Genomic DNA, 24,645 nt, shown 5'->3' on the forward strand with positions numbered 1-24,645 from the left:
ACCCATGAAAAAGACACTCTCCCTCGTGGCGATCCTGGCGGCTGGCACGAGCCAGGCCGCGGGCTTCCAGATCGACACCCACAGCGCGCGTGCCACCGGTATGGGCGGCACCGCCACGGCGGCATTGGATGACTCCAGCGCCGTCTACTACAACGCGGCCAACATCCTGGGCGTGAAGAAGCTGGACATCACCCTCGGTGACACCGGCATCCTCCCGTCCATCACGTTCCAGCGGGTGGGCGGCGAGCAGGAAGGGCAGAAGACGACCCTGTCGCCTCCGCCCCACTTCTTCGTCGCGTACAAGCCCTTCCAGAAGCTGGCGGTCGGCGTGGGCGTGTACACGCCCTTCGGCGCGCGCAGCCGCTGGGAAGACGGCTTCAGCGGCCGCTTCCGCGGCAACGAGTCGTCGCTGGCCACGTACTACATCAACCCCACCATCGCGTATGAGCTCCACGAGCGCTTCCGCTTCGGTGTGGGTCTGGACATCGCGCGCGCCACCATCGAGCTCACGCGCGGCCTGGACTTCGTCAACAGCGAGGGCAGCATCCACCTGGGCGGCGCGGATTGGGGCTCCGGCTTCAACGTCGGCGTGCAGGCGACGGTGCTGGAGAACCTGAAGTTCGGCCTCCACTACCGCAGCGCCATCCAGATCAACTTCGATGGCAAGGCGGACTTCCAGAACATCCCGGCGGAGTTCCAGAGCCGCCTGAAGGACCAGAGCGCCCGCGCGGACGTCGTCCTGCCGTCCACGGTGACGGCGGGCCTGTCGTACTCGCCCATGGACCGGCTGCTGGTGGCCTTCGACGCGAGCTGGGTGGACTGGTCCACCTTCTCCGAGCTGGCCATCCGCTTCGATGACTCGTCCATCGACAACCCGCTGCCCAAGCGCTGGCGCGCGAAGTGGAAGTACGCCCTGGGCGCGGAGTACGGCGTCACGCCGGCGCTCAACGTGCGCGCGGGCTTCGTGTACGACCCGTCGCCCAGCCCCAACAACACGCTGACGCCGGACCTGCCGGACGCGAACCGCATCAAGGCCACGCTGGGCGTGGGCTATGCGTTCAATCCCTTCCGCGCGGACCTGGGCTACCAGTTCGTCGCGTTGGCGGACAAGAACAGCACCGCGCCGGGCATCCCCGGGACGTACTCCGGTTCGGCGCACGTGTTCGGCCTGACGCTGGGCTTCTCGCCCCAGTAGTCAGCAACCGCTCATCCTGAAGCACCGGACGCCCGGCCCCTTCCCTCGTGGAAGGGCCCGGGCGTTTCGCTTACGGTGCCGGCCGTGAGCCCATCCAAGCCCGGCCGCAACGACCCGTGCCCCTGTGGCAGCGGGAAGAAGTACAAGGCCTGTCATGCCGCCGAGGACCGCGCGAAGGCCGCGCCGCCTCCTTCCGCCGCCCCCGCCCATCCGCTGAAGCAGGACCTGGAGGGCGCCATGGCCCTCTTGGGTGACGCGGACGTGTCCCGCCTGTCCGGTGCCCTGGAGCACCTGGGCGTGCTGCTCGCCGCGGCGGGTGCCCAACCGGGGCTGCGCTACGACGAGAAGGCCTTCAGCGAACACGTGGGCCAGGCGCTGGCGAAGCTCGCGGCGGAAGAGGGCCTGGACGCGATGGAGGCCCGCGACCGGCTGCGCGTGGGCGTGGTGCGGGAGCTGGGCACGCGAAGCTTCCAGGAGAAGCTGGGCGCGGGACTGCTCGCGCAGGCGGCCCGGAGCGGGCGCACGCCGGAGGAGCGGCGGGCGCTGTGCGTGGGCGCGCTGCTGGCCACGGCGGCGAAGAAGACGGGCCGGGTGCGCCCGGAGGACAACCCGGTGCTGGACGTGGTGTTCGACGTGCAGTTCCGCGAGTGGAGCCAGAAGCACGCGGAGGTGGTGCGCAAGTACGAGGCGCTCATCGCCGGCATGGCGCCGGAGGCCCTCACGCCCGAAGCCGCGGAGGCCCTGCGCAAGGCGGAGGCCGGGGAGCTGGACGCGCTGGTGAAGCACGTGCAGGCGGACCCCGCGCTGGTGGAGCGCATCTCACGCGAGGCGAAGGAGCGCGCGCAGCGGGTGGAGGCGAAGCTGCGCGACCCGGCCACGCCGTCCGTCTTCTCGCCCGAAGAGGAGCTGTGGCTCACCTGCTCGCTCTGGGAGCCCCTGCGCGCGATGAAGTCGCCGCCCGGGGATGCGCAGGGACGGCGGGAGGTCATCGCGGGGCTGCTGCGCGCGGTGAAGGTCGCGGTGGATCCGGACTTCCTCGAAGGGATGCTGGAGCGGCTGCGCGCGGGAGCGAAGGATCCGGCCGCGGACGAGCCCACGCGCGAATGGCTCACCGACGCGGCCATCGCCTTCGAAGCGGAGCCGGCGCGGCTGGTGCTGGCGGCGCTGCTCACCGCGCGGCAGGAGGCGCGGGGACGGAGCGCGGAAGAGATGGTGGCGCTCGCGGACCTGAAGGCCCTGCCCGCGTGGACGCCGGAGCAGTTGGAGCCCTACCGGCAGCTCCTGGAGAAGGAAGGCCGCGCGGGCGGCGCCGAACGGATCCGCCGCGCTCAGGAGTGGCTGCGCGAGCACCCGGTGAAGCTGGACGCGGAAGGCTAGATGAAGAGCGCCTTCGCGGTCTGCTGAAGGCGCTCCGTACCCATGCGCATCAGCAGGCCCTTGAGGCCGGGCTGGCTGAGCAGGTGCCGTTCGAACGCGGCGCGCTCCAGGCGCAGCACCACGCAGTCCGTCCGAGTGCGCACCGTCGCGGACACGGGCTTGTCCAGCAGCAGGGAGATTTCACCGAACACGTCTCCCTCGCGCAGCTCCGGCAGCCCCACGGTGCGGCCCGACGGCTGCTCCAGCGAAGGCAGGCACTGGCCGCGCAGCAGCAGGTAGAAGGCGTCGCCGGGCTGCCCCTGCGTGAGCAGCACCTGGCCCGCGGGGATGGCGCGCAGGTCGAACTCACGCGACATGGTGAGCTTGAGCTCGGGGGACAACTTGTTGAACAGCGGGCTCGTCCGCAGCAGGTTCTCCACCAGCCGGCGCCGGTAGAAGGCCTGCACCGCGACGTCCACTTCCGGGTGCGTGGTGAGGAGGCGGGCCAGGTGGTCGCGCTTGAACTCCAGCAGCACGGAGCGCTCCGTCACCTCCACGCTGGCGAGCCTGGGCCCCTCCGACACCAGCGCCACCTCGCCGAAGAACTGTCCCTGCCCCAGCGTGGCCACGACCTGGCGCGCGTTGCCTTCCACCCGCCGCGCCACCTCCGCCCGCCCTTCCACCAGCGCGAACATCGAATCGCCCGCCGCGCCCTCCTCCACCACCTTCTGGCCCGGCCAGAAGGCGCGAACCTCCAGCGCCTCCACGAGCGCCACGAAGGACTCGCGTCCCACCCAGGACAGGATGGGCACGCCCGGGTCCGAGCCTTCCGGAACCAGGGCGAGCGACGGGGCCGGAGCGCCAGGGGCCAGGGCGAAGCGCTCCGCCAGGGTCCGCACCGTCTGGGGCCGAGCCCCCCGGAGTCCCCGCGAGAGCACGGTGGCGGCCACCGCGCGAAGCAGGTCCCCCGCCTGGGTCCAGGCGAGCGCCGCGTCGTCGTAGGCGCGGGCGGCTTCGGGGGTCCGCTCCAGCCACTCCAGCAATTCGGCCACGCGCTGGTGACCTTCCGGGTCACCCGGGGCGGCACGCAGGGCCTCCTGGTAGCCGGCCAGCGCCGCATCCAACTGCCCCTGCGCGGCCAGGGCCGCTGCCTGCGCCTTCAAGGACCGCGCGTGTGGGGTGTCCACCATGAGGGCCCTCTGTATCCCAGGAGCCCGGCGCACGCACGCGCCCGGGGGTCCCGGCGAGGTGTCACTGGACACCACCTGGCAGGGGGGCCCCTTGCCACGTCAGGAATGACTTCAGTGGAAGGTCATCCGTCAGGCGCCGGCATCTTCCGCTGGCACGATGCGCGCCAGGAGCATGCCCATGACCCGATTGACGCCAGAGGATGGCGACCTGCTTGTGCGGTACGGACACCTCTACGACGACGTCATCCACTCGGTGCGCATGGACTTCTCGGACCAGACGCGCCCCGTCAGCAGCGCGGAGGTCGTCATCTACGGCCGCAAGGGGGAGAACGGCCCGGAGTGGATCTACCTTCGATTCCGTTTCATCGAGGTGAAGGCGTTCCAGTTCGTCGACGGAAACATTTCCTATCAAGTCCTCTCAGACGGTGGACGCATCCGTTGGAAGGATGGCCTCGTCACCCTCGACCTGGATCCGGGCCCCGACGGAATTGACAATCCAGACCCGGATTATGTCTCAAGCTTCTTCATCACCGCGAAGGCGTGCGAGTGGGAGGAGGAAGCCATCCCATGAGCAGCGAAGACATCGCGAAGGGAAGCATGCCAATGACCCGATTGACGCCAGAGGATGGCGACGTGCTCGAACGGTACGGACACCTCTACGACGACCTCCTCCACTCAATCCACCTCGACTTCTCGGACCGGACGCAGCGCATCGGCTGGGCGGAGGTCATCTTCCTTGCACGCAAAGAGGGTGGAGATCCCAGGGGAGTCCACGTCCAGCTGCGCTTCCTGGATGTCAGGGCGTTCCAATTCACCGAAGGCAACCCGAGCTATCTGATCATCGACGATGGCGCCCGCATCACCTGGAAGGACGGGCTTGTCACGCTGGACCTGGACCCCGGGCCCAATGGGATTGATGAGCCCATCCCGGACCGTGTCTCGAAGTTCTTCATCACCGCCAAGGCTTGCGAATGGACGGAAGAACCCGCTCCGCTTTGAGTGACTTCAACTGCTCAGCGCTCGTACCCGCTCCGCCAGGCTCTGCGTGAAGAGGCGGAAGATGCGCAGGGCCGCGGCCTCGTGCGTCTCCAGGAAGTATTGGAAGTCCGTCCGGGTCACCCTGAGCGCGCGCACCACCGTGTGCGCTCGCACGTGCGCGGACACCGGCCCGTCGAGGATGAGCGAAATCTCTCCCAGGAACGCGCCCGGCCCCAGCATGTTGAGCTGGCGCGCTTCCGGCCCCGGGCCGGTGGACACACTCACCATGCCCTCCAGCAACACCACCAGCCCTCCGCCCTTCGCGCCCTTCTCCAGCACCGTCGTCCCCGCCGGCACCAGCACGGGCCGCGCCAGCCGGTACAGGTCGCGCATGTCTTCCAATGACAGACCATCGAAGATGGGAATGGCTTTCAGATAGCCATAGCCATCCACCACCGGCGGCGCCTTCTCCGCCGCGACGCCCCCCTCCGGCGGCGACGCGAGCCCCATCTGCCGCAACAGCCGGGACTGCTCCGCCTGGAGCATCGCCGCCCCCGCGCCCGTCGCATGCTTGAGCCCGTCCGCCAGCAACACCAACGCGCGCCACGTCGCGCCCTCGGCGTCCAGCAGCGAGCTCATCCGCAGCACCGCCTCCGGGCGCTGGGCATCGTCCGTGGGAACCGCTCGCAGCATCTCCAGCTCCGCGTGCGTGTTGCCCAGCATGTGGAACACCTCCGCGGCCTCCATCGGTCGGTTCATGCGCCCCAGCAAATGCGCCAGCGACTCGCGCGCGCCCAGTGCCTGGTACAACGCCAGCGCCTGCTCCAACGAACCCGCGCGCTCGAAGGCCGCCGCCGCACGGGCCTGCTCGCCCACCCGCAGCCAGGCCTCCGCAGCCAGCAGCGGCGCGCCCGCCTGCTCGTACATGGGCGCCGCGGCCTGGTCGTCACCGTCCGCTTCCAACAGCCGCGCCGCGCCGGCGAAGTCGCGCGCCTGACGCAGCACCTCCACCAACGTGTCGCGCGTCGCGGCGGGCACCACCAGCGCCTCCTCCAACACCCGCTCCCGATGACCGGCCGCCATCGCCTCGTAGGCGCGCACCGCGTCCTCCACCGCCCCCTGCATCACCCGCGCCCACACCAGCCGGGTGGCACTGGAACCGGGTCCCCCGCCCACGTCGCTCAGGTTCGAATCCATTGGAGTCACGACCTTGTCGCTCCTCCCGGACACGCGGCGGAAAAGGGGTGTCACGCCAGCGTCCGGGACCCCTTCTCCGTAGCATTCTGAAACAGGGAAAGCCAGCCATCGCCGGCAACAACGGCAGGCGTTGAACACCTGGGCTCGCACCGAACACTGGCACCGTTTCAGAGGGCAGCCGACGAAGCGGGGAGCCCATCCGAACCTGAGAGGTTGGGAAGACGATGCGATGAATCACGGCACTTTGGGGCTGCTGTCGCAGGCGAAAGGGATTCCTCACCTTCGGGGCTCCCAACCCCAGGGCCCCTACCCAAGGTGTCATCCCAGATGAAGCTGCTTCCCGCCGCCTTCCGTTCTCTCAGTGAATTGGAATTCCGTCCCATGCGCCGCGCACCGGCCGCCGCCGCAGGGTGGTTCTGCCTGCTGATGCTCGCGTCGGGGCGCGTCGGAGCCACCGAACCCGAGGTGCCCCAACCGCCTCCCGCCCCCGCCCCCGTCCAGAGCGAGCCCACCGCGCCGGCCGTGGAGCCGGTAAAGGCGGCGGAGGCGGAGCCGGCGAAGACGGAGCCAGCGAAGGTGGAGGAGACGAAGGCGGAAGCGCCGGAAGAGGCGACGGTGTGGGGAGAAGAGTCCCTGATGCAGGCGGATTTCCCACCCGAGATGAAGAAGGCCGCCGACGCCCTGACCCTGGATCCCCAGGTGCTCTGCGCAGGGGGCCTCACCCAGACCCACGAGCCCGGGCTGTTGCTGGTCACGAACCGGGACACCCAGGTGAGCGCGCAGTTGCAGTCCATCGCCTGTCCCATCAGCGACGGCGTCGTGATGAAGACCGTGGCCGTGGCGGCGCGGACCCTGAAGGGCGCGACCTGCCTCACGAAGCCGGAGGGCCCGGCGACAGCGACCGTCGGCTGGTCCAACGGAGAGTCCTCCGTGCTGGAGTTGAAGGACGTGGGAGCCAGCGTCGAAGGTGACCTGCGGGTCTTCACCTCGCAGGGGCGGGTCGCGTCCGGCCGCCATCAGGGCCACGCGGTCCTGTTCTCCACCTCGGTGCCGCTGACCGCCACGCTGGCCGCGTGCATGCAGGAATCAGGACTCACGGCGAGCACGGGCATCGCCACTCTCACGCTCACGGCCCCCTGATTCCAGACAGACGGTAGGTCCATGGATGCGGTCCCGCGCGAGTCGCCGTGAAGCCCGGGTGACTCGCGCCGTCGCATCCGAGGACCGCTGGCTCATCCCGCATGCTCCACGGGGGCCGCTTCCTCCGAGGACGCCACGCGCCATTCGGGGAACGGATCCCTCATCCGGGCCCAGGCCTTCGGCCCCTTCGCCAGCTCCGTGGGCGTGAGCAGGCAGCGCTCCAGCTCCCGCGCCAGTGCTTCGTGGTCCGCGTCCCGGGTGATGAACACGACCTCCTGGCGCCGGTCCCCGTACGGCCCGGCTGCCACGTCGCGCTCCAACTCGGCGCGCAGCTCCGGGTCCTCGGGCCAGTCCTCGCGCGGCATCGCGGACCACCAGATGCCCGCGGGTTCGAAGCTACAAGCGCCTCCCGCCTGCGCCCACAGGCCGGTGATGTCCATGCGCGTCGCCAGCCAGAAGAACCCCTTGCTGCGCAGCACGCCCTTCCAGCTCCCATGCACGAAGTCCCAGAAGCGCTTGGGGTGCAGCGGCACTCGGCCGCGGAAGACGAAGCTCTTGATGCCGTACGCGTCGCTCTCCGGCACGTGTTCGCCGCGCAGCTCCTTGAGCCACCCCGGGGCGCGGCTCGCGCGCTCGAAGTCGAACGTGCGCGTGTCCAGCACCGACGTGAGCGGCACCCGGCCCCGCTCCGACAGCACGATGCGCGCCTGCGGATTCAGCCTTCGCAGCACGTCCTGCAACCGTCCCAACCCCTCCGCGTCCACCAGGTCCGTCTTGTTCAGCACCAGCACGTCCGCGAACTCCACCTGCTCCACCAGCAGGTCCACCACCGTGCGGTTGTCCTCCTCCGCCAACGCCAGCCCGCGCTCGGACAGCGCCTCCGACGCTTCCCAGTCCCGCAGGAAGTTGAACGCGTCCACCACCGTCACCATCGTGTCCAGGCGCGCCAGCTTCGACAGGCTCTGGCCTTCCGCGTCCTCGAAGGTGAAGGTCTCCGCGACGGGCAGCGGTTCGGAGATGCCGGTGGATTCAATCAGCAGGTAGTCGAAGCGCTTCGCCTCCGCCAGCCGGGCCACCTCCTGGAGCAGGTCCTCGCGCAGCGTGCAGCAGATGCAGCCGTTGGACAGCTCCACCAGCTTCTCGTCCACGCGGCTGAGCGCGGCGCCCCCGCCCTTCACCAGCTTCACGTCGATGTTCACCTCGCTCATGTCGTTGACGATGACCGCCACCCGCAGGCCCTCGCGGTTGTTCAACACGTGGTTGAGCAGCGTCGTCTTCCCCGCCCCCAGGAACCCCGACAGCACCGTCACCGGCAACCGCGCGTCCTGCTCCGCGTTCGACGGCTTCACGGGTTGCCCTCCACGAAGCAGAGGAAGGACACGAGGTGGATGAGGGGGCGGTCGACCTTGGGCATCTTGGGACTCCAGGAAGGATTCGGATTTTATGTAACCAAGTTGCATTAACATCACAAGTACATCGCGCCTCCCTACCCTCGTGGACCCGGCGTCCGTGGGGTCCCAGCGGAAGATTCCGGTCGCCTGCCCGCCACGCGGGGAGGCTGGGGTCGGGCGGGTACCCTTCAAAACGCAAGCGCCGCTATGCAGGGGCCGGCCGGGCGCTATCGTGGGGGGCACATGGGGTCCAGCCCCGGAGCGTCGCGATGAAGAAGCCACGAATCACGGGGGGATGGGGTGCGGCGGCGGTGGCCGTCCTGCTGGGCTCGGGCGCGGCCTGGGCTCACGCGGGCCTGCCGGAGACGTCCAACGTCACGCTGCGGCGCGGACACACGGAGGACTACTTCGTGGGCGCCACGTTTGGCGCGGTCATCTCGCGCGACAGCGGCCAGACGTGGCGGTGGGTGTGTCCGGATGCCATGGGGTACGGCGGCTGGCGCCCGGAGTCCTTCGTCTGGCGGGAGTCGGGCGAGCTGCTCGCGGCCACTGGCAACGCGCTCCTGCGTTCGAAGGACGGCGCGTGTTCGTGGTCCGCGCATCCTTCGTTCAAGGACACCTGGGTGACGGGACTCGCCGTGCACCCCACCGACGACGCGGTGATGTACACGGCCACGGGCCGCTCCACGTCCGCGACGAATGGCCTGTTCCGTTCGGATGATGGCGGGGAGACGTGGCGCGCCCTGCCGCTGCAACGCGTGGGCGTCCTCTTCTCCGCGGTGCGCGTGTCCACCGCCAACCCGAGCACGCTCTACGTGTCCGCGTCCGACACCACGCGCATGTACCTGTTCCGCAGCGATGATGCGGGAGAGACGTGGGAGGAGGCGCCCCAGACGTTCCCGACGCTGGTGCGTCCGTTCGACTTCGTGGTGACGGCGACGGACCCCGTGGACCCGAAGGCCGTCTGGGCTCGCGTGTCCGCGCAGGGCTCCACGCACATCCTGCACAGCACGGATGGTGGGCGCACCTTCACCGCGCGCTCGGGCACCGGCATCGACGATGTCTTCGTCAACATGGACGTCTCCTCCGACGGCGGCACCGCGTGGGTGTCCACCTACAACTCCTTCTTCCGGAGCCAGGCGGGCGGCGCCTTCGACAAGCTCACCCTTCCTACCGGCAACGCGTGCGTCACGCGCGTGGGCGAGGTCCTCTACGGCTGCGGTTCGCCGTGGCTCCATGACTGGTCGCTGGCGCGCAGCCACGACGAGGGCACCACCTGGGAGCCCCTCTTCAGCCTGGAGAACATCCAGGGCAGCCACCAGTGTCCGGCCGGCACGCCCGTGCGGGACCTGTGCCCGTCGCGCTGGCCCCAGCTCGCGGAGACGATTGGCGCGCCGCTCTACCCGGATGGCATCCCCGACGCGGGCGTGTCCGACGCAGGCACGTCCACGGTCGATGCGGGTGTGGTGCCTCCTTCCGATGCGGGCACGCCCCCCGACGGTGAAGATCCCAAGCCGCCCTCCAAGTCGGGCTGCGCCGCCGCACCCGCGAACACGCTGCTGCCGTTCCTGTTCCTGCTTCCCCTGTGGCGCCGCGGCCGGCGGCGCGAGGACTCCCGACCATGAAGACGCCCACCCTGCTGTGGAGCACCGCCGCCGTCGCGCTGCTCGGCCTGACGGCCTGCTCCGGCGACGACGAGGAGCCGACGCCCGAATGTGGCGAGCCGCTGTACGCCGGGGGTGCCACGGACGAAGCCTGGCGCACGCTGGTGGATGCCCAGAACAAGGCGCAGGACAGCTCGCGCGCGGTGACGATGGTGTCCCCCGAAGCCAACCAGACGTACCTGTCCACCGACTCCGCGCCGCTGTGGCAGTGGACCTCGCCACTGCGCGCGTCGTTGCAGCGGCCGGGGCGCCCGGGGACCTCTCCGGTGGCGCGGCCTCGCGACACGGGCCGTTCGATGCTCGCGTGGCTGGGGAACCTGATCCTGCCCACGGCGGAGGCGCACCTGCCCCCGTACACGGGGGACCTGTACTGGGTGAAGGTGCAGGTGCCGGGGCGGCAGTGCCCGGTGGAGCTGTTGACGTCGGAGTTGCAGTGGCAATTGGATGACGGTTCCTGGCAGACGCTGCGCGAGGCCGCGGGGCAGGCGCTGTCGGTGCAGGTGCTCAGCGCGTACCTGGTGCAGAACCGCATCACGGAGGGGCCATACACGCTGGCGGCGCCGGTGTCCTTTGGCGTGGCGGGCGTCCGGTGAGGCGCGCCGTCTGGCTTTGCGCCCTGGTGTTGGGGGCGTGCGACAGCGGCGGGACGAAGGCGGAGGGCAATCTGGAGGTGCCCGAGCTGACGTACGCGGACTCCTCCCCCTGGACGCGGGGCGGGACGACGGTGGCACCTCCGGGGCCGGAAGGGCGGCTGCTCGTCACCAACAGCCTGGATGACTCGGTGAGCCTGTTGGACCTGGCGGGGCTGGGCACACCGGGCTGGGGCGAGCTGGCGCGCGTGCCGGTGGGGCTCAACCCGGTGGAGCTGGAAGGGCCGCACCACACGGCGGTGTCTCCTTCAGGGGACTACTACTACGTGGGCATCTCCAACTACGTGCCCGGCGGCGGGTCCGGGCCGCACGGCGCGCACGGCACCGGCACGGCGGATGGGTATTGCCTGAAGCTGAGCGCGAAGGACAACCGGCTGGTGGCGTCCGCTCGCGTGGACCGCAACCCGGGTGACGTCATTGTCAGCGCGGACGGGCGCACGCTGTACCAGACGCACTTCGACCTGCTGCGCATCGCGGACGTGGCGCGGCAGGGCGGCTCCGAGGAGGAGATGGTCTCGCGGCTGGCCATCCTCGACGCGGAGACGATGACGGTGAAGGCTCGGGTGAAGGTGTGCCCGGCGCCGCACGCGGTGCGCCTGTCGGCGGACGAGCGCACGGCGTACGTGGCCTGCTGGTCGGACGAGGTCGCGCTGGTGGACCTGGCGACGGAAGGCACGCCGGTGACGCGGGTGAAGGTGGCGCCCGGAGCGGGCACCGCGACGAATCCTCGCCACCAGCCGTACGCGCTCACGGTGTCGCCCACGACGGGGGACGTGTGGGTCAGCTCGCTGGCCAGCCGTCAGGTGCAGGTGCTGGAGCCCGGCACGCGCGCCATGAATCCGGAGCGCACGGTGTACCTGCGCGGATCTCCCATGTTCGGCGCGTTCACGCGGGATGGGCGCACGCTGTACCTGCCGTATCAGCAGGAGGACGCGGTGGCGGTCATCGACCCGGCGACCTCCACGGTGCTGCGCACGCTGGAGCTGTCGCAGGCGGGCTGTCTCAACGTGCACCAGTTCATGCTGACGCCGGATGAGCGCCACGGGCTCGTGGTGTGCGAGGGCGACCACGTGGGCCCGGGCACGTTGCACGTGGTGGACGTGGCGGAGGGCACGGTGGTGTCCACGGTGCGGATGGGCATCTTCCCGGACTCGGTGAGCCTGCTGCGGGGTGCGCCATGAGGTGGGGCGCGGTGGTGGTGGCGCTGGGCGCGCTGTCCGGCTGCGACGGGGGCGAGGAGCCCGTGGCCGCGGCGGACTTCGGCGAGGAGCTGTTCCAGGACGCCCGGCTGTCGGAGAGTTCGTTCAACCGCTTCTCGTGCGCGACGTGTCACGTGACGACGCCGCAGACGCCGGAGGGGCGCATCGACTCCGGCTATTCGCTCCACAACGTGACGGCGCGGCCGAGCTGGTGGGGCGGCAATGAGACGCACCTCTTGGACGCGGTGAACTTCTGCTACGTGAACTTCATGCGCGGGGTGACGAAGCTGGAGGCGGAGGATCCGCGTTCACGGGCCCTGTACGAATACCTGGCGCGCATCAGTCCGGACGCGCAGGCGCCCGCGCTGCCGTTCACGGTGGTGAAGGACATCGACGACGTGCCCCGGGGTGACACCGCGCGCGGTGAGGCGGTGTACCGGGCTGCGTGCCAGAACTGCCACGGCGCGACGCACACAGGGGAAGGCCGGCTGACTGAGCTGGCCTCGGTGCTGCCGGAGGTGACGCAGGACTACGACCAGCTCTTCCCGGGCATCCCGCACGCGAGGGTCGTCATCGAGAAGGTGCGGCACGGCCAGTTCTTCGGCGTGGGCGGCAACATGCCCCCCTACAGCGCGGAGGCCCTGTCCGACGCGGACCTGGGCGCGCTGCTGGTGTACCTGGGGCTGTAGCCCCCTCGCCTGACAACCAGGCATGCGAGGCAGGAAGCCCCCGGCTTCCCGCCCCTGCCCATGCGCGCCGGGCATCCGCACCTCTAAAGACGTTCATGTCCTCCTCGGATCCACAGGAGCGGGGTCCCTCCTCAGAGGGGCGGACGCCCACGGGGGGCGGTGTGCCCCTGTCCCTCGCGGAGATGCTGGAGTTCGACCGCGATGCCCTCGTGGAGGACTGGCTGTCCCACGTGGCCCCCCCGTTCGCCTCCCTGCGGATGACGCGCGAACAGCTCATCGACGCCCTGCCTGCCTTCATCGACGAGCTGCGCTACATGCTCGAGGAGGAGACCGGAAGCGGCTTCCGCCCGCGCCACCACAGCGAGGCCTCCGAGGCCCATGGCCGACAGCGGCGACGCCTGGGCGCCGGCCCGGCCCTGGTGACCCGGGAGTACGGCCTGCTGCGCGACTGCATCCTGGCTCGCGCCGAACAGGAGGACATCGACGCTCCCCTGTCCCAGCTTCGCGCGCTCAGCACCCGCATCGACACCGCCCTGCGCGAAGCCCTGTCCCAGTTCGAACTCGACCGCTCCGTGCTCGAACGCGAGGAAGAAGAGGAGCGCGAACGCTTCTTCCAACTGTCCCCGGACATGTTCTGCATCGCGGGCCTGGACGCGTACTTCAAGCGCGTCAACGCGTACTTCGTCCAGGTGCTCGGGTGGAACGAGACGGAGCTGTACCGCCTCCCCTTCCTGGACCTCGTCCACCCCGACGACCGGGAAGCCACCCGCGAAGAGGTGAGCAAGCTCTCCCAGGGCATCCCCACCCTGCGCTTCGAGAACCGCTTCCGCTGCAAGGACGGCCGCTACAAGTGGTTGGCCTGGGCCGCGCGCCCCGTGCTCAAGCTGGGCCTCATCTACGCCGCCGCACGCGACATCACCGAACAGAAGGCCGCCACCCTGGAGCGCGAACGCCTGCTGGAGGCCCTGCGCGAAAGCGAGGCCCGCTTCCGCAACATGGCCGACCACGCCCCCGTCATGCTCTGGGTGACGGACACGGTCGGCGCCACGACCTACATGAACCGCGGCTGGTACGCCTTCACCGGTCAGACGGAGGCCGACGGCCTGGGGCTCGGCTGGCTCGACGCCATCCACCCCGACGACATGGAGAGTACCCGGCGCATCTTCCTCGCCGCCAACACCGACAACCACCAACCCTTCCGGCTCGACTACCGGCTGCGCTGCGCGGACGGTGCCTACCGCTGGTGCGTCGACACCGGCTCGCCCCGCTTCGACACCGACGGGCGCTTCCTGGGCTACATCGGCAGCGTCATCGACATCTCCGACCGCAAGCAGGCGGAGGTGGAGCGCGAGGCCCTGCTCGCCCGCGAAAGCTCCGCGCGCAGGGAGGCCGAGGAGGCCAACCAGCTCAAGGACGAATTCCTCGCCACCGTCAGTCATGAGCTGCGCACGCCCCTCACCGCCATCCTCGGCTGGGTGCAGCTCTTGCGCACCGGCCACCTGCCCGAGCCCCGCCGCGAACGCGCGCTGGAGACCATGGAGCGCAACGCGCGCGCGCAGGGACAGCTCATCGAGGACCTGCTCGACGTCAGCCGCATCGTGTCCGGCAAGCTCAAGCTGGACGTGGAGCCGGTGAACCTGTCCACCGTGGTGCAGCAGGCGCTGGACTCCGTGCGCCCCGCCGCGGACGCGCGCGGCGTCCACGTGCAGGCCGCCGTGGACTCCTCCGGCAGCGTCATGGGCGACCCGCAGCGGCTCCAGCAGGTGGTGTGGAACCTGCTCTCCAACGCGGTGAAGTTCACGTCCCGGAACGGCCACGTGCGGCTGGTGGTGGAGCGCCGGGACTCCCTCGTGGAGCTCACCGTGGAGGACACCGGCCAGGGCATCCCCGCTGGCTTCCTGCCCCACGTCTTCGAACGCTTCCGCCAGGCCGACAGCGGCACCACGCGCAAGACGGGCGGCCTGGGCCTGGGCCTGTCCATCGTGCGCCACATCGTGGAGATGCACGGCGGCACCGTCGCCGTCGCCAGCGAAGGCGAAGGCCGGGGCGCCACCTTCACCGTGCGCCTGCCCCTGTCCGTCGTGCAGCGCCGCGACGCCTCCATGCCTCCTTCGCCCCGGGCGCCCGTCGCCCCGGGCCCGGAGCTCGGGCGCCCCGCGGAGCTGACCGGGGTGCGCGTGCTCGTGGTGGATGACGAAGAGGACGCGCGCGAGCTCTTGCGCACCCTGCTGGAGGACAGCGGCGCGCATGTGCTCACCGCCGGCTCCGCGGAGGAAGGGCTCCAGGTGCTCCAGGCGGAGCGGCCGGACGTGCTCGTGTCCGACATCGGCATGCCGGGCACGGATGGCTACGGCTTCATCGAACGCGTGCGCGCGCTGCCCGCCGACCGGGGCGGCCGCACCCCGGCGGTGGCCATCACCGCCTACGCCCGTTCGGAGGACCGCTCCCGCGTGCTGCGCGCCGGCTTCCAGAGCCACGTGCCCAAGCCCGTGGAGCCCGTGGAGCTGCTCGCCGTGCTCGAATCGCTCGCGGGCCGCTTCGAGTCACCTTCGCGGTCCTGAGGTCTCCAGAACCGGGAGCCGGGGGACGTGGGGCGCCCGACACCGGGGCCCACCGGAGCCCCGGGGGGCTCGCATCCTCCTGGCCAGCGGGCGGGCCCAGGGCTTACGTTGCAGGGCATGCGTCCACCGCCCGGACAACTGGCGATGTTCGACGCGCCGGTCCCCGAAAGGGAACCCGCGCCCGGACGCACCCGGCTGCCCTCGCGCGAGGACGCGCTGCCCCGCGCCGCCCAGCTGGCCCGGAGCGTGTCCGCCCTGCTGGGCCTGCCCGTGCACCTGCGCCTCACCGACAACCGCGCCACGCTGGTGAGCTTCCGCAAGCTGCCGGAGGGCGTGCGGCTGCGCATGCACCACCTCTTCCTGGACGCGCCGGCCCCGGTGGTGCGCGCCATCGCCGGGTACGTGGCCGGTGACGCGGGCGCTCGCGAGGTGCTGGAGGCGTTCAGCCTCGCGCAGAAGGGCCAGGTGCGCCGTGAGCGCAAGCCCGGTGCGCCCCTGCGCTCCCGCGGCCGCTGCTTCGACCTGCGCGCGGTGCACGCCCGGCTGGACGCGACGTACTTCGACGGCCGGGTGCGGGAGGTGGAGGTGGGCTGGGCGCGCCGCCCGGGCCGCCGCACGCGCCGCACCATCCACCTGGGCGGCTACGACGCCCGCCTGCGCGAGGTGCGCCTCCACCCCGCCCTGGACAAGCCCCACGTGCCCGCCTTCGTGGTGGACTACCTCGTCTTCCACGCCCTCCTGCACGCGGACCTGGCCCACACCGACGCGGACCGGGACGGCGACGACACCGGGCGCTGCGCCGCCGAACACACCCCCGACTTCGAGGCGCGCGAGGCCGCCTTCCCCCTGCGGGAGTCCGCCTGGCGTTGGTTGGTGGAGCACCTGTCCTCGCTCCGGCGCGGGTAGGCCCCTTCCATCCGACCCGGCTGACACGTTTCCGACACAAAAAGCCTTGCGTCCACGCATCCGCGCCCGCTCGGGGATGGTGATGGCCAGCGGAGGGCGCACACTGCATGCTGTCGCCCCGATGCGCTTTTTCAGCGTGGAAGAGGCCAACCGTCTGGTGCCGTTGCTGTCGAAGACCTTCGGGCGCGTGCGCCCGTGGGTGGAGCGCGTGCAGAAGCTGGCGGAGGTGCTGGACGCCCTGGGCTCCGCCCCTGAAACCTTGGAGACCCGCGCCCAGCGCGAGGAGCGCGAGTCCCTGCTGGAGCGCATCCGCGAAGAGCTGGGCCCGTTCCAGGAGATGGGGCTGGAAATCAAGGGCGCGGACGGCCTGGTGGACTTCCACGCGCGGCGCGGGGAAGAGCCCGTCTACCTGTGCTGGCGCTTTGGCGAGGCGAGCGTCACGCACTGGCATGACCTGCAGGCGGGCTTCTCCGGACGCCGCCCCATCGAAAGCCCGGACGACTTCGAACCCACGTACCTGAGCTGAGCCGCTGGGACAGCCGATGGGCTCACCGCCGGCTCACTCCGACTTCGACGACAGGCTCTGGTGCAGCAGGCCCAGCTTGTTGCGCGCGGACAGGAGCTGCTGACGCAGCGAATCCGCCTGCCGGGCGATGTCGGAGAAGTGATCCGCGTCCGCGGCGCCGGCCAGCGTCGCCGCCTCGTCCGCGACCTCCGCCATGCGCTCCTGGAGGGAGGTGAAGACGGCCGTGAGCTGGGCGTCCTCTTCCGCCGTGCGGGACTCCTGCTGCCGCAGCGCCGAGAACTGCTGCATGCGCCCGTTGAGGTCCGCGGCGCTCTGGCCCAGGCCCCCGTAGCGGGTGAGCAGGTCCTTGAACACCTCCGTGCGCTGTTGCAGCTCCTGCGCTCGCGCGTTGACGGCGTCCGCCTGCGTCTGCTGCCGGGTGCGCACGCCGGTGATGGCCTGCACCAGGGCCCCCACGCGCATGCGGAGCGCGTCGTCCAGGTCCGCCAGCTCCTTGAGCGTGCGCGACGCCCGCTCCAGGTGCTTCTCCGAGGTCAGGGGGGCGTCCTGGAGCTGCCCTGACAGGGCCTCGAAACGCAGCAGCTCCGCGTCGAGTGCCTGGGCGGCGGAGACCAGCTCGGAGGGGGATGGGGTGTCGCGCTTGCTCATGGGGTTCCAGGAAGATGCCACGCACCGCGCCTGCCCGCCTGCTTCCTGGCCTGCCCTCCCGCGCCTGCCAGCCTGCCCCGGGAGCCTGTGTGCGGGGAGCGAGCATGCGACTTCCGGACCTCGCCAACAGGAACGGGCGGTCCCACCTTCTCATGACACGTCGCGTCCGGAGGTCTGAACCCATGTCCGTGGATTTCACCATCACCGTGCTCGTCACGGGTGCCACCGGCCAGCAGGGCGGCGCCGTGGCCCGCCAGCTCTTGAACCGGGGCCACAAGGTGGTCGCGCTGGTGCGTGACCCCACCGCGCCCACGGCCCGCGCGCTCCAGGAGAAGAACGTGCGGCTGGTGCAGGGCGACTTCGACGACGTGGACGCGCTGGAGCAGGCCGCCCGGGGCGTGGATGCCGTCTACGCCATGGCCACGGCCACCGGCCCCGGCGGTCCGGACGCGGAGACCCACCACGGCATGAACCTGGCGGACGCGGCGAAGCGCTCCGGCGTGCGGCACTACGTGTACTCCTCCGTGGCGGGAGCGGATCAGCTCACCGGGGTTCCGCACTTCGACAGCAAGCACCGCGTCGAGCTGTACCTGCGGCGCATGGACATGCCCTTCACCATCCTGGGCCCCACCTTCTTCATGGAGAACCTGCTCCAGCCCCCGACGCGGGACGCGCTGGCCCGGGGGCTGATGATGCTGGGGCTGCCCGCATCGCGCGGGCTGCAGATGGTGACGGTGGAGGACCTCGCGGGCTACGCGCTGCACGTGATGGAGGATCCGGAGAGGTTCATTGGCGAGCGCATCGAGGTGGCCTCCGACGAGGTCACCGGCCAGCAGTCCTCCGCGCTGCTCTCCATGGTGAGCGGCCACCGCATCCACTACGAGCAGGTGCCGCTGGAGCAGATCGCGCAGCAGAGCGAGGACCTGGCGCGCATGTACGAATGGCTGGACCGGGTGGGCTACCACGCGGACATCCTCACCCTGCGCAACAGCGTCCCGCGCGTGGGCTGGCAGACCTTCGAGACCTGGGCGCGCCACCAGGACTGGGGCTTCATCACGTCCGCCTCCTGGCCCGGGGCTGCCGCGGAAGCAGTAACGCCGCAGCCCTGAGGGCCCGGCCCCCCGCACGTCCTCCGGGGTGGAGCCTCTTGGAGCGCCGAGAGTGACCGCTCGCGGACACCGCGCGCCCTAGCTTGAAGCCCAGGAGGTACATCATGCGTGCACAGGGGCTGGGGGCCGCGGCGCTGTTGCTGATAACGGGCTGCGCGGCGGAGACGAAGTTGCGGCCCACGCCGGAAGCGGGCGTCCTGCGGAGCGGCGAGGGGAGCGCCATCACGGAGCAGGCAGGCGTGAAGCTGGTGGCGGACGGGTCGGCGTGGCGCGGCCATCCCTCCGACCTGGAGCGTCGCCTCACCCCCGTCTACGTCCGGCTGGAGAACCAGGGGGAGCGCCCCCTCAAGCTCCAGTACCGGGGCTTCGCGCTCATCGGCCAGGAGTCGCGCTTCCGCTACACCGCGCTGGCGCCGCTGTCGCTCCAGAAGGCGATGTCCTCCAACGACACCGGCAGGCCTCCAGAGGGCGTCATCGCGCCCGCGGGCCGCTGGAGCGTGGGCGTGGGCGTGGGCTCCTCCTACGGCTACGGCCCCCGCAGGGGCTACGGCCCGCCGTACTACGGCCCGTGGGGCAGCCCCTTCTACAGCCCGTATCTCTACGCTCCTGCCCAGTGCCAGGAACCGCTGCCCACCGAGGACATGCTCAACAACGCGCTGCCGGAAGGCACGCTGGAGCCCGGCGGCATGCAGCAGGGCTTCCTCTACTTCCAGGGCGTGGCGAGCCGCGAGGACGCGGTGACGCTCCAGGTGAAGCTGGTGGACGCGGGCACGGGGGAGCCGTTCGGAGCGTTGGACATCCCCTTCCAGGTGAGCACGCGCTAGCTAGTGCAAGAGCGTGCTGGGCGGCGCGTACGGGGAGCGCCCGCCGTCGTGCGCCAGGTCGAGCAGCGGTGCCTCCTCCGGCTGCCCCAGCGCGCGTCGCGCGTCCGCGCCCTTCACGGGCAGGCCGAACAGCGGCCCCAGCAGGAACAGGTCCAGCGCTCCGGACAACAGCGGCACCAACCCCGCCAGCGCCACCACGGCGCCCCCGGGCGAGCGCGTCCCCAGGCCCCCCAGCACGAGGCCCGACCCCGCCAGAATCCGCACCCACCGACCCGTCCGCGACGCGATGAAGCCGACCATGAACACCTCCCCACGCCGAAGATGAACACGCGCGGGGAGGCGACCATGGACGGTGTCCGCCCGGCGACCTTCCCGAGCCCGGGCCCGTCCGCCCGCCCCCCATCCAGGTGGCCAGCGACCGGGCGGCTGGCGCGGGCATACTGCGCCCCGTGAACGAAACCGACGGGAAGACCCCGGTGGATGTCCTGGAAGCGGCCCTGGCCGCGTGGCGGGAGGCGCTGGGCGAGGCGCACGTCATCGTCGAACCCGACGCGCTGGAGGCCGCGCAGACAGCCACCTTCGCCACCACGCAGCGCATCCCCGCCATCCTCCGGCCCGCGGACACGTCCCAGGTCCAGGCGTGCCTGAGGATCGCGCAAGCGCACGGCGTGCCGGTGTACCCGGTGAGCACCGGCCGTAACTGGGGCTATGGCTCGCGCGTGCCCGCGGGCGACGGCAGCGTGCTGCTGGACCTGGGGCGGATGAACCGTGTCGTCGAACACGACGAACAACTGGCGTACCTCACCGTGGAGCCGGGCGTGACGTTCCGGCAGGCGCACGCGTGGCTGCGCGAAAAGAACTCCTCCACGTTCATCACCACCATTGGCGGCTCTCCGGACGCGAGCCTCGTGGGCAACGCGCTGGAGCGCGGCGACGGACGCGGACCGCACGCGGACATCTTCCAGCACGTGTGCGCGCTGGAGGTCGTCCTGCCCACGGGGGAGGTGGTCCAGACGGGCCACGCGCGCTTCCCCGGGGCCCACGCCGCCCCGGTGTTCCGCTGGGGCCTGGGCCCCGTGCTGGATGGCCTGTTCAGCCAGTCCTCCCTGGGCGTGGTGACGCGGATGACGTTCTGGCTGGCGCGCAAGCAGCCCTATCTGCGCGAGTTCGTCTGCGCCGTGAACGACGACGCGCGGCTGTGGGACGCGGTGGACCGGCTCCAGGCGCTGGCCCTGGATGGCACGCTCAAGGGCAGCTTCTTCTTCTGGAACGACATCAAGGCCTTCAGCGTCGCCCAGCAGTACCCCTACGCCTCCGTGGGCCGCACGCCCCTGCCGGACTGGGCGCGCGATCAGTTCCGCGAGGGCTTCGGACGCTGGGCCATCAGCGGCGCCCTCTCCGCTCCGGACGCGGAGATCGGCGCCCTGCTGGAGCGCCGGCTCGCCACCGCGCTGGACGGCGCCTTCCGCCCCCTCACCTTCGCCCCCGAACCCCCCGACGGCGAGAGCCCCTTCCAGGGCGTCCCCACGGAGGCCAACCTCGCCATGACCTACTGGAGGAAGCGCACCCCGCAGCCGGAAAGCCCGGATCCGGACCGGGACCGCTGCGGCTTCATCTGGTGCTCCGTGGCCCTGCCCTTCACCAGCGCCCACGCGAAGCGCGGCGTGGAGATCGCCGACCGCGTCCCCCGCCTCTTCGGCCTGGAGCCCAACCTGGCCCTCCTCGCCCACTCCCCGCGCTGCCTCTACCTGGTCACCGCGCTCGCCTATGATCGCGACGTCCAGGGCGAGGACGCCCGCGCCCACGCCTGCTACCGCGCCCTCACGCGAGAACTGGCAGAAGCCGGGTACTTCCTGACCCGAGCCGGACTCCAGGCACAGGAGGCCTCACCGCCGGTGCGGGATGCGTCCACGGAGTTGGTGCGGAAGCTGCGGGCGGCGCTGGATCCACGGGGAATCCTGGCCCCTGGCCGCCCTGAAACCTGAGGGCCGGCGCGGATCAGCGGGAAAAAAAGAGGAGCGGAAACTTTCTCAAGGACCGAGCCGATAAGTCTTCAAGTCACAAGCCTTCCCCCAGCGCCCAGCGCCTCCGGAGCACTTCATGTCGATCGAGACCAACCGCTACCGCCCCGTGTTCCGGAACCCCACGACCCCTACCCCGGCGAACGGCACCAACGTGCGCCGCGAGGTGCAGTCGCAGTCGCAGAACCGGGCGCAGGGCGAGGCGACGATCAACCTGAACCGTGGCGTCGAGGGCAACCGCGTCACCACCAGCAACCAGGCGAACCCCAACACCACGACGGACATCCAGAAGCAGCTGGAGACCAGCCGCTTCGACCAGACCCTCGCCCAGGGCGAGTGGAACAAGAACTGGACCGCCGCGTCCGGCGAGCACACGTTCGGTGACGTCAACAGCAACTTCCACACGACCGTGGAAGGCCAGGCGCTGACGGCGGACGTGGCGGCGCAGGGCAACGTCTCCATCGACCCGCTGCACGGCAAGATTGGCGCCGAGGGCACCGTCGAGGCGAAGGCGGACCTGGTGCGCGGCTCGGTGGAAGGCCACGCGGACAGCGCGCTCGGCCGCTCTGAGTGGGGCGCGGAGGGCAACGTCGGCGCCGAGGCGACCGCGTCGGGCCAGGTGGTGTTGGATCCCCTCCACGGTCAGGCCGCGGCCTCCGTGCACGGTGAGGCCTTCGCCGGCGCCCGCGCCAGCGCGGAAGTCACGCAGGAGATTGGCCCCGCGACCGTCACGGCGGGCGCGGAAGCCTTCGCCGGCATCGGCGTGGAGTTCGAGGCGAACGTCGGCCTGAAGGACGGCAAGCTGTCCGCCAACTTCGACGTGGGCGCGGCGCTGGGCATCGGCGCGAGCATCGAGTTCGGCTTCTCCGTCGACGTGGGCAAGATTGGCGAAGGCGTCAAGGACGCGGTGGCAAACGTCGGCGAGGGCATCAAGAACGTCGGCGAAGGCATCAAGAACGTCGGCGAAGGCATCAAGAACGCGCTGGGCGGCTGGTAGTCGTCCGCACGCTTTCCCCACCCAGATGCTTCCCAGGGCCTCGTCCATCCGGACGGGGCCCTTCCTTTTTCCCCGTGGCTCGACAGCCCCCGGACGCTGGGGGACACTTTCCATCATGAACTCTCTGGAAACCCTCCTCGCGGCGGGCCAGCTCGCCCAGGCCAAGACAGAGGCCGAGAAGCTCCTCGCGAAGAACCCGGCGCACCGCGACGCGCTGGTGGTGATGACCAAGCTGTCCCTGGTGGAGGGCAAGCTGCCCCAGGCCGAGGCGCTGCTCGCGAAGGCGGAGGCGCAAGGCGCCACGCCGGAGACGGGCCTCGTGCGCGCGAACATCGCCGCGCAGAAGGGCCAGCTCGACGCCGCCCTCAAGGCCTACCAGGGCGTGCTCGCGCAGGACCCGAACCGCGCGGAGGCCCACTTCGGCCGCGGCATGATGCTCATCAAGCAGGACAAGGCGCCCCAGGCGCTGGAGGCCCTCACCCACGCGGTGAAGCTCCAGCCCCAGCAGGACGTGTTCCGCTACCGCCTGGGCCAGGTGCAGTTGGAGGCCGGCAAGACGGAAGAAGGGCTGGCCACGCTGCGCGAGGTCATCACCCGGCAGCCGCGCTTCGTACCCGCGTACCTGAGCCTGTCGCACGCGCTGTCCTCCCAGGAGAAGCTGGTGGACGCCCGCCGCGTGCTGGAGCAGGGCCTGAAGGCGGTGCCCAACCAGCCGCGCCTGCTGGCGTCGGTGACGGTGCTGTCCATGGCGCTGCGCGATTTGCGCACGTCCTACCAGGCGGCCTCCGCGCTCGCGGCCTCGCGCCCGAAGGACGCGGACGCCCAGGCGAACCTCGCGCAGCTGATGCTGGCGCGCGGTCAGATCGAGCAGGCCCGGCACCTGTGCCAGACCATGGCGTCGCTGGGCGTCACCAGCGAGTCCCTGAAGATGGCGGAGGCCACCTGCTTCGAATCGCAGGAGCCGCCCGCGTACGACAAAGCCATCGCCGCGTATGAGCAGGGCATGGGGATTTCGCCGGACGGCTGGCGCGCGGCGAACAACCTGGGCCAGCTGCTGCTGCGCATCCCGGCGGAGCCCGCGAACAAGCACCTGCCGCGCGCGGTGACCGTGCTGGAAGAGGCCACGCGCCGCGCCCCGGAGCGTCCGGAGCCGCTGCTCAACCTGGCGCTCGCGCAGGCGCGGCTGGGGCAGGAGAAGAAGGCGAAGGAGCTGGTGCAGAAGGTGCTCGCCATGCCGCTGGCGGACGACACCGACATCTACCAGGAGGCCACGCGCCTGTCGCAGGCGCTCGCCAAGGCGTGATGCGCGTCGCGCCTATTCGCTGAAGTCCAACGTGGGCACGTCTTCGTCGCCGGAAGCGGACTGGAAGACGTGCCACGCGGCGGTGAGGTCCTGGAAGGGCAGGCCCACCGGGGCGAACACCGTCACCTGCTCCTGGGACGTGCGCCCGGGCTTGAGGCCCGCGAGGACCTCGCCCAGTTCGGCGTGGATGGCGCCCTCCGTGAGGCCCACCGCGCCGGCGGCCCCGGACGCCACGCTGAGCGCGCGGTGGTCGCAGACGAAGTGGGACGCGCCCAGCAGCTCCGCGGACACCTCCGCCTTGCCCGGCTCGTCCGCGCCCAGCGCGGTGATGTGCGTGCCCGGCCGCACCATGCCCGGGTGCAGGAAGGGCTCACGGCTCCACGTCGCCGTCACCACGATGTCCGCGTCCGCCACCGCGTCCCGGACGGACGTCTCCACGCTCACCGGCAGGTTCAGCTCCTGGTACATGCGAGAAGCGAACGCGTTCGCGTGCTCCAGGTTCGTGTCGTAGACGCGCACCTGGCTGAGCGTGCGCACCAGCCGCAGCTGCTTGAGCTGGAGCACGCCCTGCCGGCCCGCGCCCACCACCGCCACGCGCGTCGCGTCCGGCCGCGCGAGCACGTCCGCGGCCAGCGCGCCCACGACGCCGGTGCGCACGGCGGTGAGGTGGCCGGAGTCCATCACCGCCAGCAGTCCGCCGGTGACCAGGTCGTGCAGGTGCACCACGCCCTTGATGGCGGGGGACTGCCCGGGGAACTTCGCGTGCACCTTCACGGTGTACGCGGGGATGCCGGGCACGCTGCCGGGGAAGAGCACCAGCGCGGTGCCCTCTGAATGCAGCGGCGCGCGCACGCGCTGGGGGGCCACCGTGCGGGCCAGCGCGTCGGTGCGGAAGGCCTCGCGCATGTCGTCCAGGAGCAGGAGCGCTTGGAGGTTGCGGGCCACGGCGGAGCGGTTGAGCAGGAGGGTGCGCATGCGGTGGCCGACACCCTACCCGAGCCCCCCGGGCGCCATGCGGAGGAACGTGCCCCGGCCCCGCCGAGCGCCCGAAGGTGAACGGCACGCCGGGTGGCGCGCCCGGAGCCCGGCCCGGAGAGCCCC

Annotated in this window: 23 protein-coding genes; 17 read left to right on the forward strand and 6 right to left on the reverse strand. The window is 70.9% G+C overall.

The features are described from left to right. The first annotated feature begins 4 nt into the window (after nucleotides 1-4). Nucleotides 5-1,195, forward strand: a complete 1,191-nt coding sequence (locus OV208_RS35560) for an OmpP1/FadL family transporter (RefSeq protein ID WP_267578374.1) — start codon at nucleotides 5-7, stop codon at nucleotides 1,193-1,195. 84 nt (nucleotides 1,196-1,279) lie between these two features. Further along, on the forward strand, nucleotides 1,280-2,572 hold the full coding sequence (locus OV208_RS35565; protein WP_267578375.1) for an SEC-C domain-containing protein: 1,293 nt from the start codon (nucleotides 1,280-1,282) through the stop codon (nucleotides 2,570-2,572). Here the strand turns inward: OV208_RS35565 and OV208_RS35570 are convergent. After that, nucleotides 2,569-3,741: a cyclic nucleotide-binding domain-containing protein gene (locus OV208_RS35570; protein WP_267578376.1), complete on the reverse strand. Its 1,173-nt coding sequence runs from the start codon at nucleotides 3,739-3,741 to the stop codon at nucleotides 2,569-2,571. The genes OV208_RS35565 and OV208_RS35570 overlap by 4 nt on opposite strands. Nucleotides 3,742-3,919: 178 nt before the next feature. Here OV208_RS35570 and OV208_RS35575 point away from each other — a divergent pair, with 178 nt between their 5' ends. Together OV208_RS35575 and OV208_RS35580 are read left to right on the forward strand one after the other, a co-directional pair. Continuing rightward, on the forward strand, nucleotides 3,920-4,312 hold the full coding sequence (locus OV208_RS35575) for a hypothetical protein (protein ID WP_267578377.1): 393 nt from the start codon (nucleotides 3,920-3,922) through the stop codon (nucleotides 4,310-4,312). Beyond that, nucleotides 4,309-4,740 (forward strand): hypothetical protein, encoded by a 432-nt coding sequence (locus OV208_RS35580; RefSeq protein ID WP_267578378.1) that lies wholly within the window; start codon nucleotides 4,309-4,311, stop codon nucleotides 4,738-4,740. The genes OV208_RS35575 and OV208_RS35580 overlap by 4 nt, the downstream gene beginning before the upstream one ends. A gap of 6 nt (nucleotides 4,741-4,746) precedes the next feature. On the opposite strand, the gene OV208_RS35585 is transcribed toward OV208_RS35580, so the two are convergent. Then, on the reverse strand, nucleotides 4,747-5,916 hold the full coding sequence (locus OV208_RS35585) for a cyclic nucleotide-binding domain-containing protein (RefSeq protein ID WP_267578532.1): 1,170 nt from the start codon (nucleotides 5,914-5,916) through the stop codon (nucleotides 4,747-4,749). Nucleotides 5,917-6,297: 381 nt separating this feature from the next. On the opposite strand from OV208_RS35585, the gene OV208_RS35590 reads away from it, so the two are divergent. After that, on the forward strand, nucleotides 6,298-7,056 hold the full coding sequence (locus OV208_RS35590) for a hypothetical protein (RefSeq protein WP_267578379.1): 759 nt from the start codon (nucleotides 6,298-6,300) through the stop codon (nucleotides 7,054-7,056). 92 nt (nucleotides 7,057-7,148) lie between these two features. On the opposite strand, the gene zigA is transcribed toward OV208_RS35590, so the two are convergent. Beyond that, entirely contained in the window at nucleotides 7,149-8,405 is a 1,257-nt protein-coding gene (zigA, locus tag OV208_RS35595; protein ID WP_267578380.1) for a zinc metallochaperone GTPase ZigA, read from the reverse strand. A gap of 311 nt (nucleotides 8,406-8,716) precedes the next feature. On the opposite strand from zigA, the gene OV208_RS35600 reads away from it, so the two are divergent. From OV208_RS35600 to OV208_RS35630, 7 genes are all read left to right on the forward strand, one after another. Further along, nucleotides 8,717-10,072, forward strand: a complete 1,356-nt coding sequence (locus OV208_RS35600; RefSeq protein WP_267578381.1) for a WD40/YVTN/BNR-like repeat-containing protein — start codon at nucleotides 8,717-8,719, stop codon at nucleotides 10,070-10,072. Further along, nucleotides 10,069-10,704, forward strand: coding sequence for a hypothetical protein (locus OV208_RS35605; RefSeq protein ID WP_267578382.1), 636 nt, complete (start codon nucleotides 10,069-10,071; stop codon nucleotides 10,702-10,704). Before OV208_RS35600 ends, OV208_RS35605 begins: the two co-directional genes overlap by 4 nt. Next, nucleotides 10,701-11,942 carry a YncE family protein gene (locus OV208_RS35610; protein WP_267578383.1) on the forward strand — a complete coding sequence of 414 codons (1,242 nt, stop codon included), beginning with the start codon at nucleotides 10,701-10,703 and terminating at the stop codon, nucleotides 11,940-11,942. Before OV208_RS35605 ends, OV208_RS35610 begins: the two co-directional genes overlap by 4 nt. Further along, nucleotides 11,939-12,649: a c-type cytochrome gene (locus tag OV208_RS35615; protein WP_267578384.1), complete on the forward strand. Its 711-nt coding sequence runs from the start codon at nucleotides 11,939-11,941 to the stop codon at nucleotides 12,647-12,649. Before OV208_RS35610 ends, OV208_RS35615 begins: the two co-directional genes overlap by 4 nt. Nucleotides 12,650-12,810: 161 nt before the next feature. Next, nucleotides 12,811-15,210 (forward strand): PAS domain S-box protein, encoded by a 2,400-nt coding sequence (locus OV208_RS35620; protein WP_267578385.1) that lies wholly within the window; start codon nucleotides 12,811-12,813, stop codon nucleotides 15,208-15,210. A gap of 117 nt (nucleotides 15,211-15,327) precedes the next feature. Next, the gene (locus tag OV208_RS35625; protein ID WP_267578386.1) at nucleotides 15,328-16,116 is read left to right on the forward strand and encodes a hypothetical protein; all 789 of its coding nucleotides are present in this window, start codon (nucleotides 15,328-15,330) and stop codon (nucleotides 16,114-16,116) included. Nucleotides 16,117-16,237: 121 nt separating this feature from the next. Further along, nucleotides 16,238-16,642, forward strand: coding sequence for a DUF2203 domain-containing protein (locus OV208_RS35630; RefSeq protein ID WP_267578387.1), 405 nt, complete (start codon nucleotides 16,238-16,240; stop codon nucleotides 16,640-16,642). A 33-nt stretch (nucleotides 16,643-16,675) separates the two neighbouring features. Here OV208_RS35630 and OV208_RS35635 read toward each other — a convergent pair whose 3' ends face one another. Then, nucleotides 16,676-17,290 (reverse strand): hypothetical protein, encoded by a 615-nt coding sequence (locus OV208_RS35635; protein WP_267578388.1) that lies wholly within the window; start codon nucleotides 17,288-17,290, stop codon nucleotides 16,676-16,678. A gap of 182 nt (nucleotides 17,291-17,472) precedes the next feature. On the opposite strand from OV208_RS35635, the gene OV208_RS35640 reads away from it, so the two are divergent. Together OV208_RS35640 and OV208_RS35645 are read left to right on the forward strand one after the other, a co-directional pair. Next, on the forward strand, nucleotides 17,473-18,399 hold the full coding sequence (locus OV208_RS35640; RefSeq protein ID WP_267578389.1) for an NmrA/HSCARG family protein: 927 nt from the start codon (nucleotides 17,473-17,475) through the stop codon (nucleotides 18,397-18,399). A 104-nt stretch (nucleotides 18,400-18,503) separates the two neighbouring features. Continuing rightward, nucleotides 18,504-19,223 carry a hypothetical protein gene (locus tag OV208_RS35645; protein ID WP_267578390.1) on the forward strand — a complete coding sequence of 240 codons (720 nt, stop codon included), beginning with the start codon at nucleotides 18,504-18,506 and terminating at the stop codon, nucleotides 19,221-19,223. Here OV208_RS35645 and OV208_RS35650 read toward each other — a convergent pair whose 3' ends face one another. Further along, entirely contained in the window at nucleotides 19,224-19,523 is a 300-nt protein-coding gene (locus tag OV208_RS35650; RefSeq protein ID WP_267578391.1) for a hypothetical protein, read from the reverse strand. It abuts the gene before it with no gap. A 149-nt stretch (nucleotides 19,524-19,672) separates the two neighbouring features. On the opposite strand from OV208_RS35650, the gene OV208_RS35655 reads away from it, so the two are divergent. The 3 genes from OV208_RS35655 to OV208_RS35665 all read left to right on the forward strand — a co-directional run bounded on the left by OV208_RS35655 (nucleotide 19,673) and on the right by OV208_RS35665 (nucleotide 23,544). Further along, nucleotides 19,673-21,208, forward strand: coding sequence for an FAD-binding oxidoreductase (locus tag OV208_RS35655; protein WP_267578392.1), 1,536 nt, complete (start codon nucleotides 19,673-19,675; stop codon nucleotides 21,206-21,208). A 115-nt stretch (nucleotides 21,209-21,323) separates the two neighbouring features. Beyond that, the gene (locus OV208_RS35660; protein ID WP_267578393.1) at nucleotides 21,324-22,241 is read left to right on the forward strand and encodes a hypothetical protein; all 918 of its coding nucleotides are present in this window, start codon (nucleotides 21,324-21,326) and stop codon (nucleotides 22,239-22,241) included. A gap of 115 nt (nucleotides 22,242-22,356) precedes the next feature. After that, on the forward strand, nucleotides 22,357-23,544 hold the full coding sequence (locus OV208_RS35665; protein WP_267578394.1) for a tetratricopeptide repeat protein: 1,188 nt from the start codon (nucleotides 22,357-22,359) through the stop codon (nucleotides 23,542-23,544). A 12-nt stretch (nucleotides 23,545-23,556) separates the two neighbouring features. On the opposite strand, the gene OV208_RS35670 is transcribed toward OV208_RS35665, so the two are convergent. Next, nucleotides 23,557-24,519, reverse strand: a complete 963-nt coding sequence (locus OV208_RS35670; protein WP_267578395.1) for an ornithine cyclodeaminase family protein — start codon at nucleotides 24,517-24,519, stop codon at nucleotides 23,557-23,559. Nucleotides 24,520-24,645 lie beyond the last annotated feature (126 nt).

Origin of the sequence: Corallococcus sp. bb12-1 (assembly GCF_026626765.1) — a bacterium.
Classification (GTDB): Bacteria; Myxococcota; Myxococcia; order Myxococcales; family Myxococcaceae; genus Corallococcus; species Corallococcus terminator.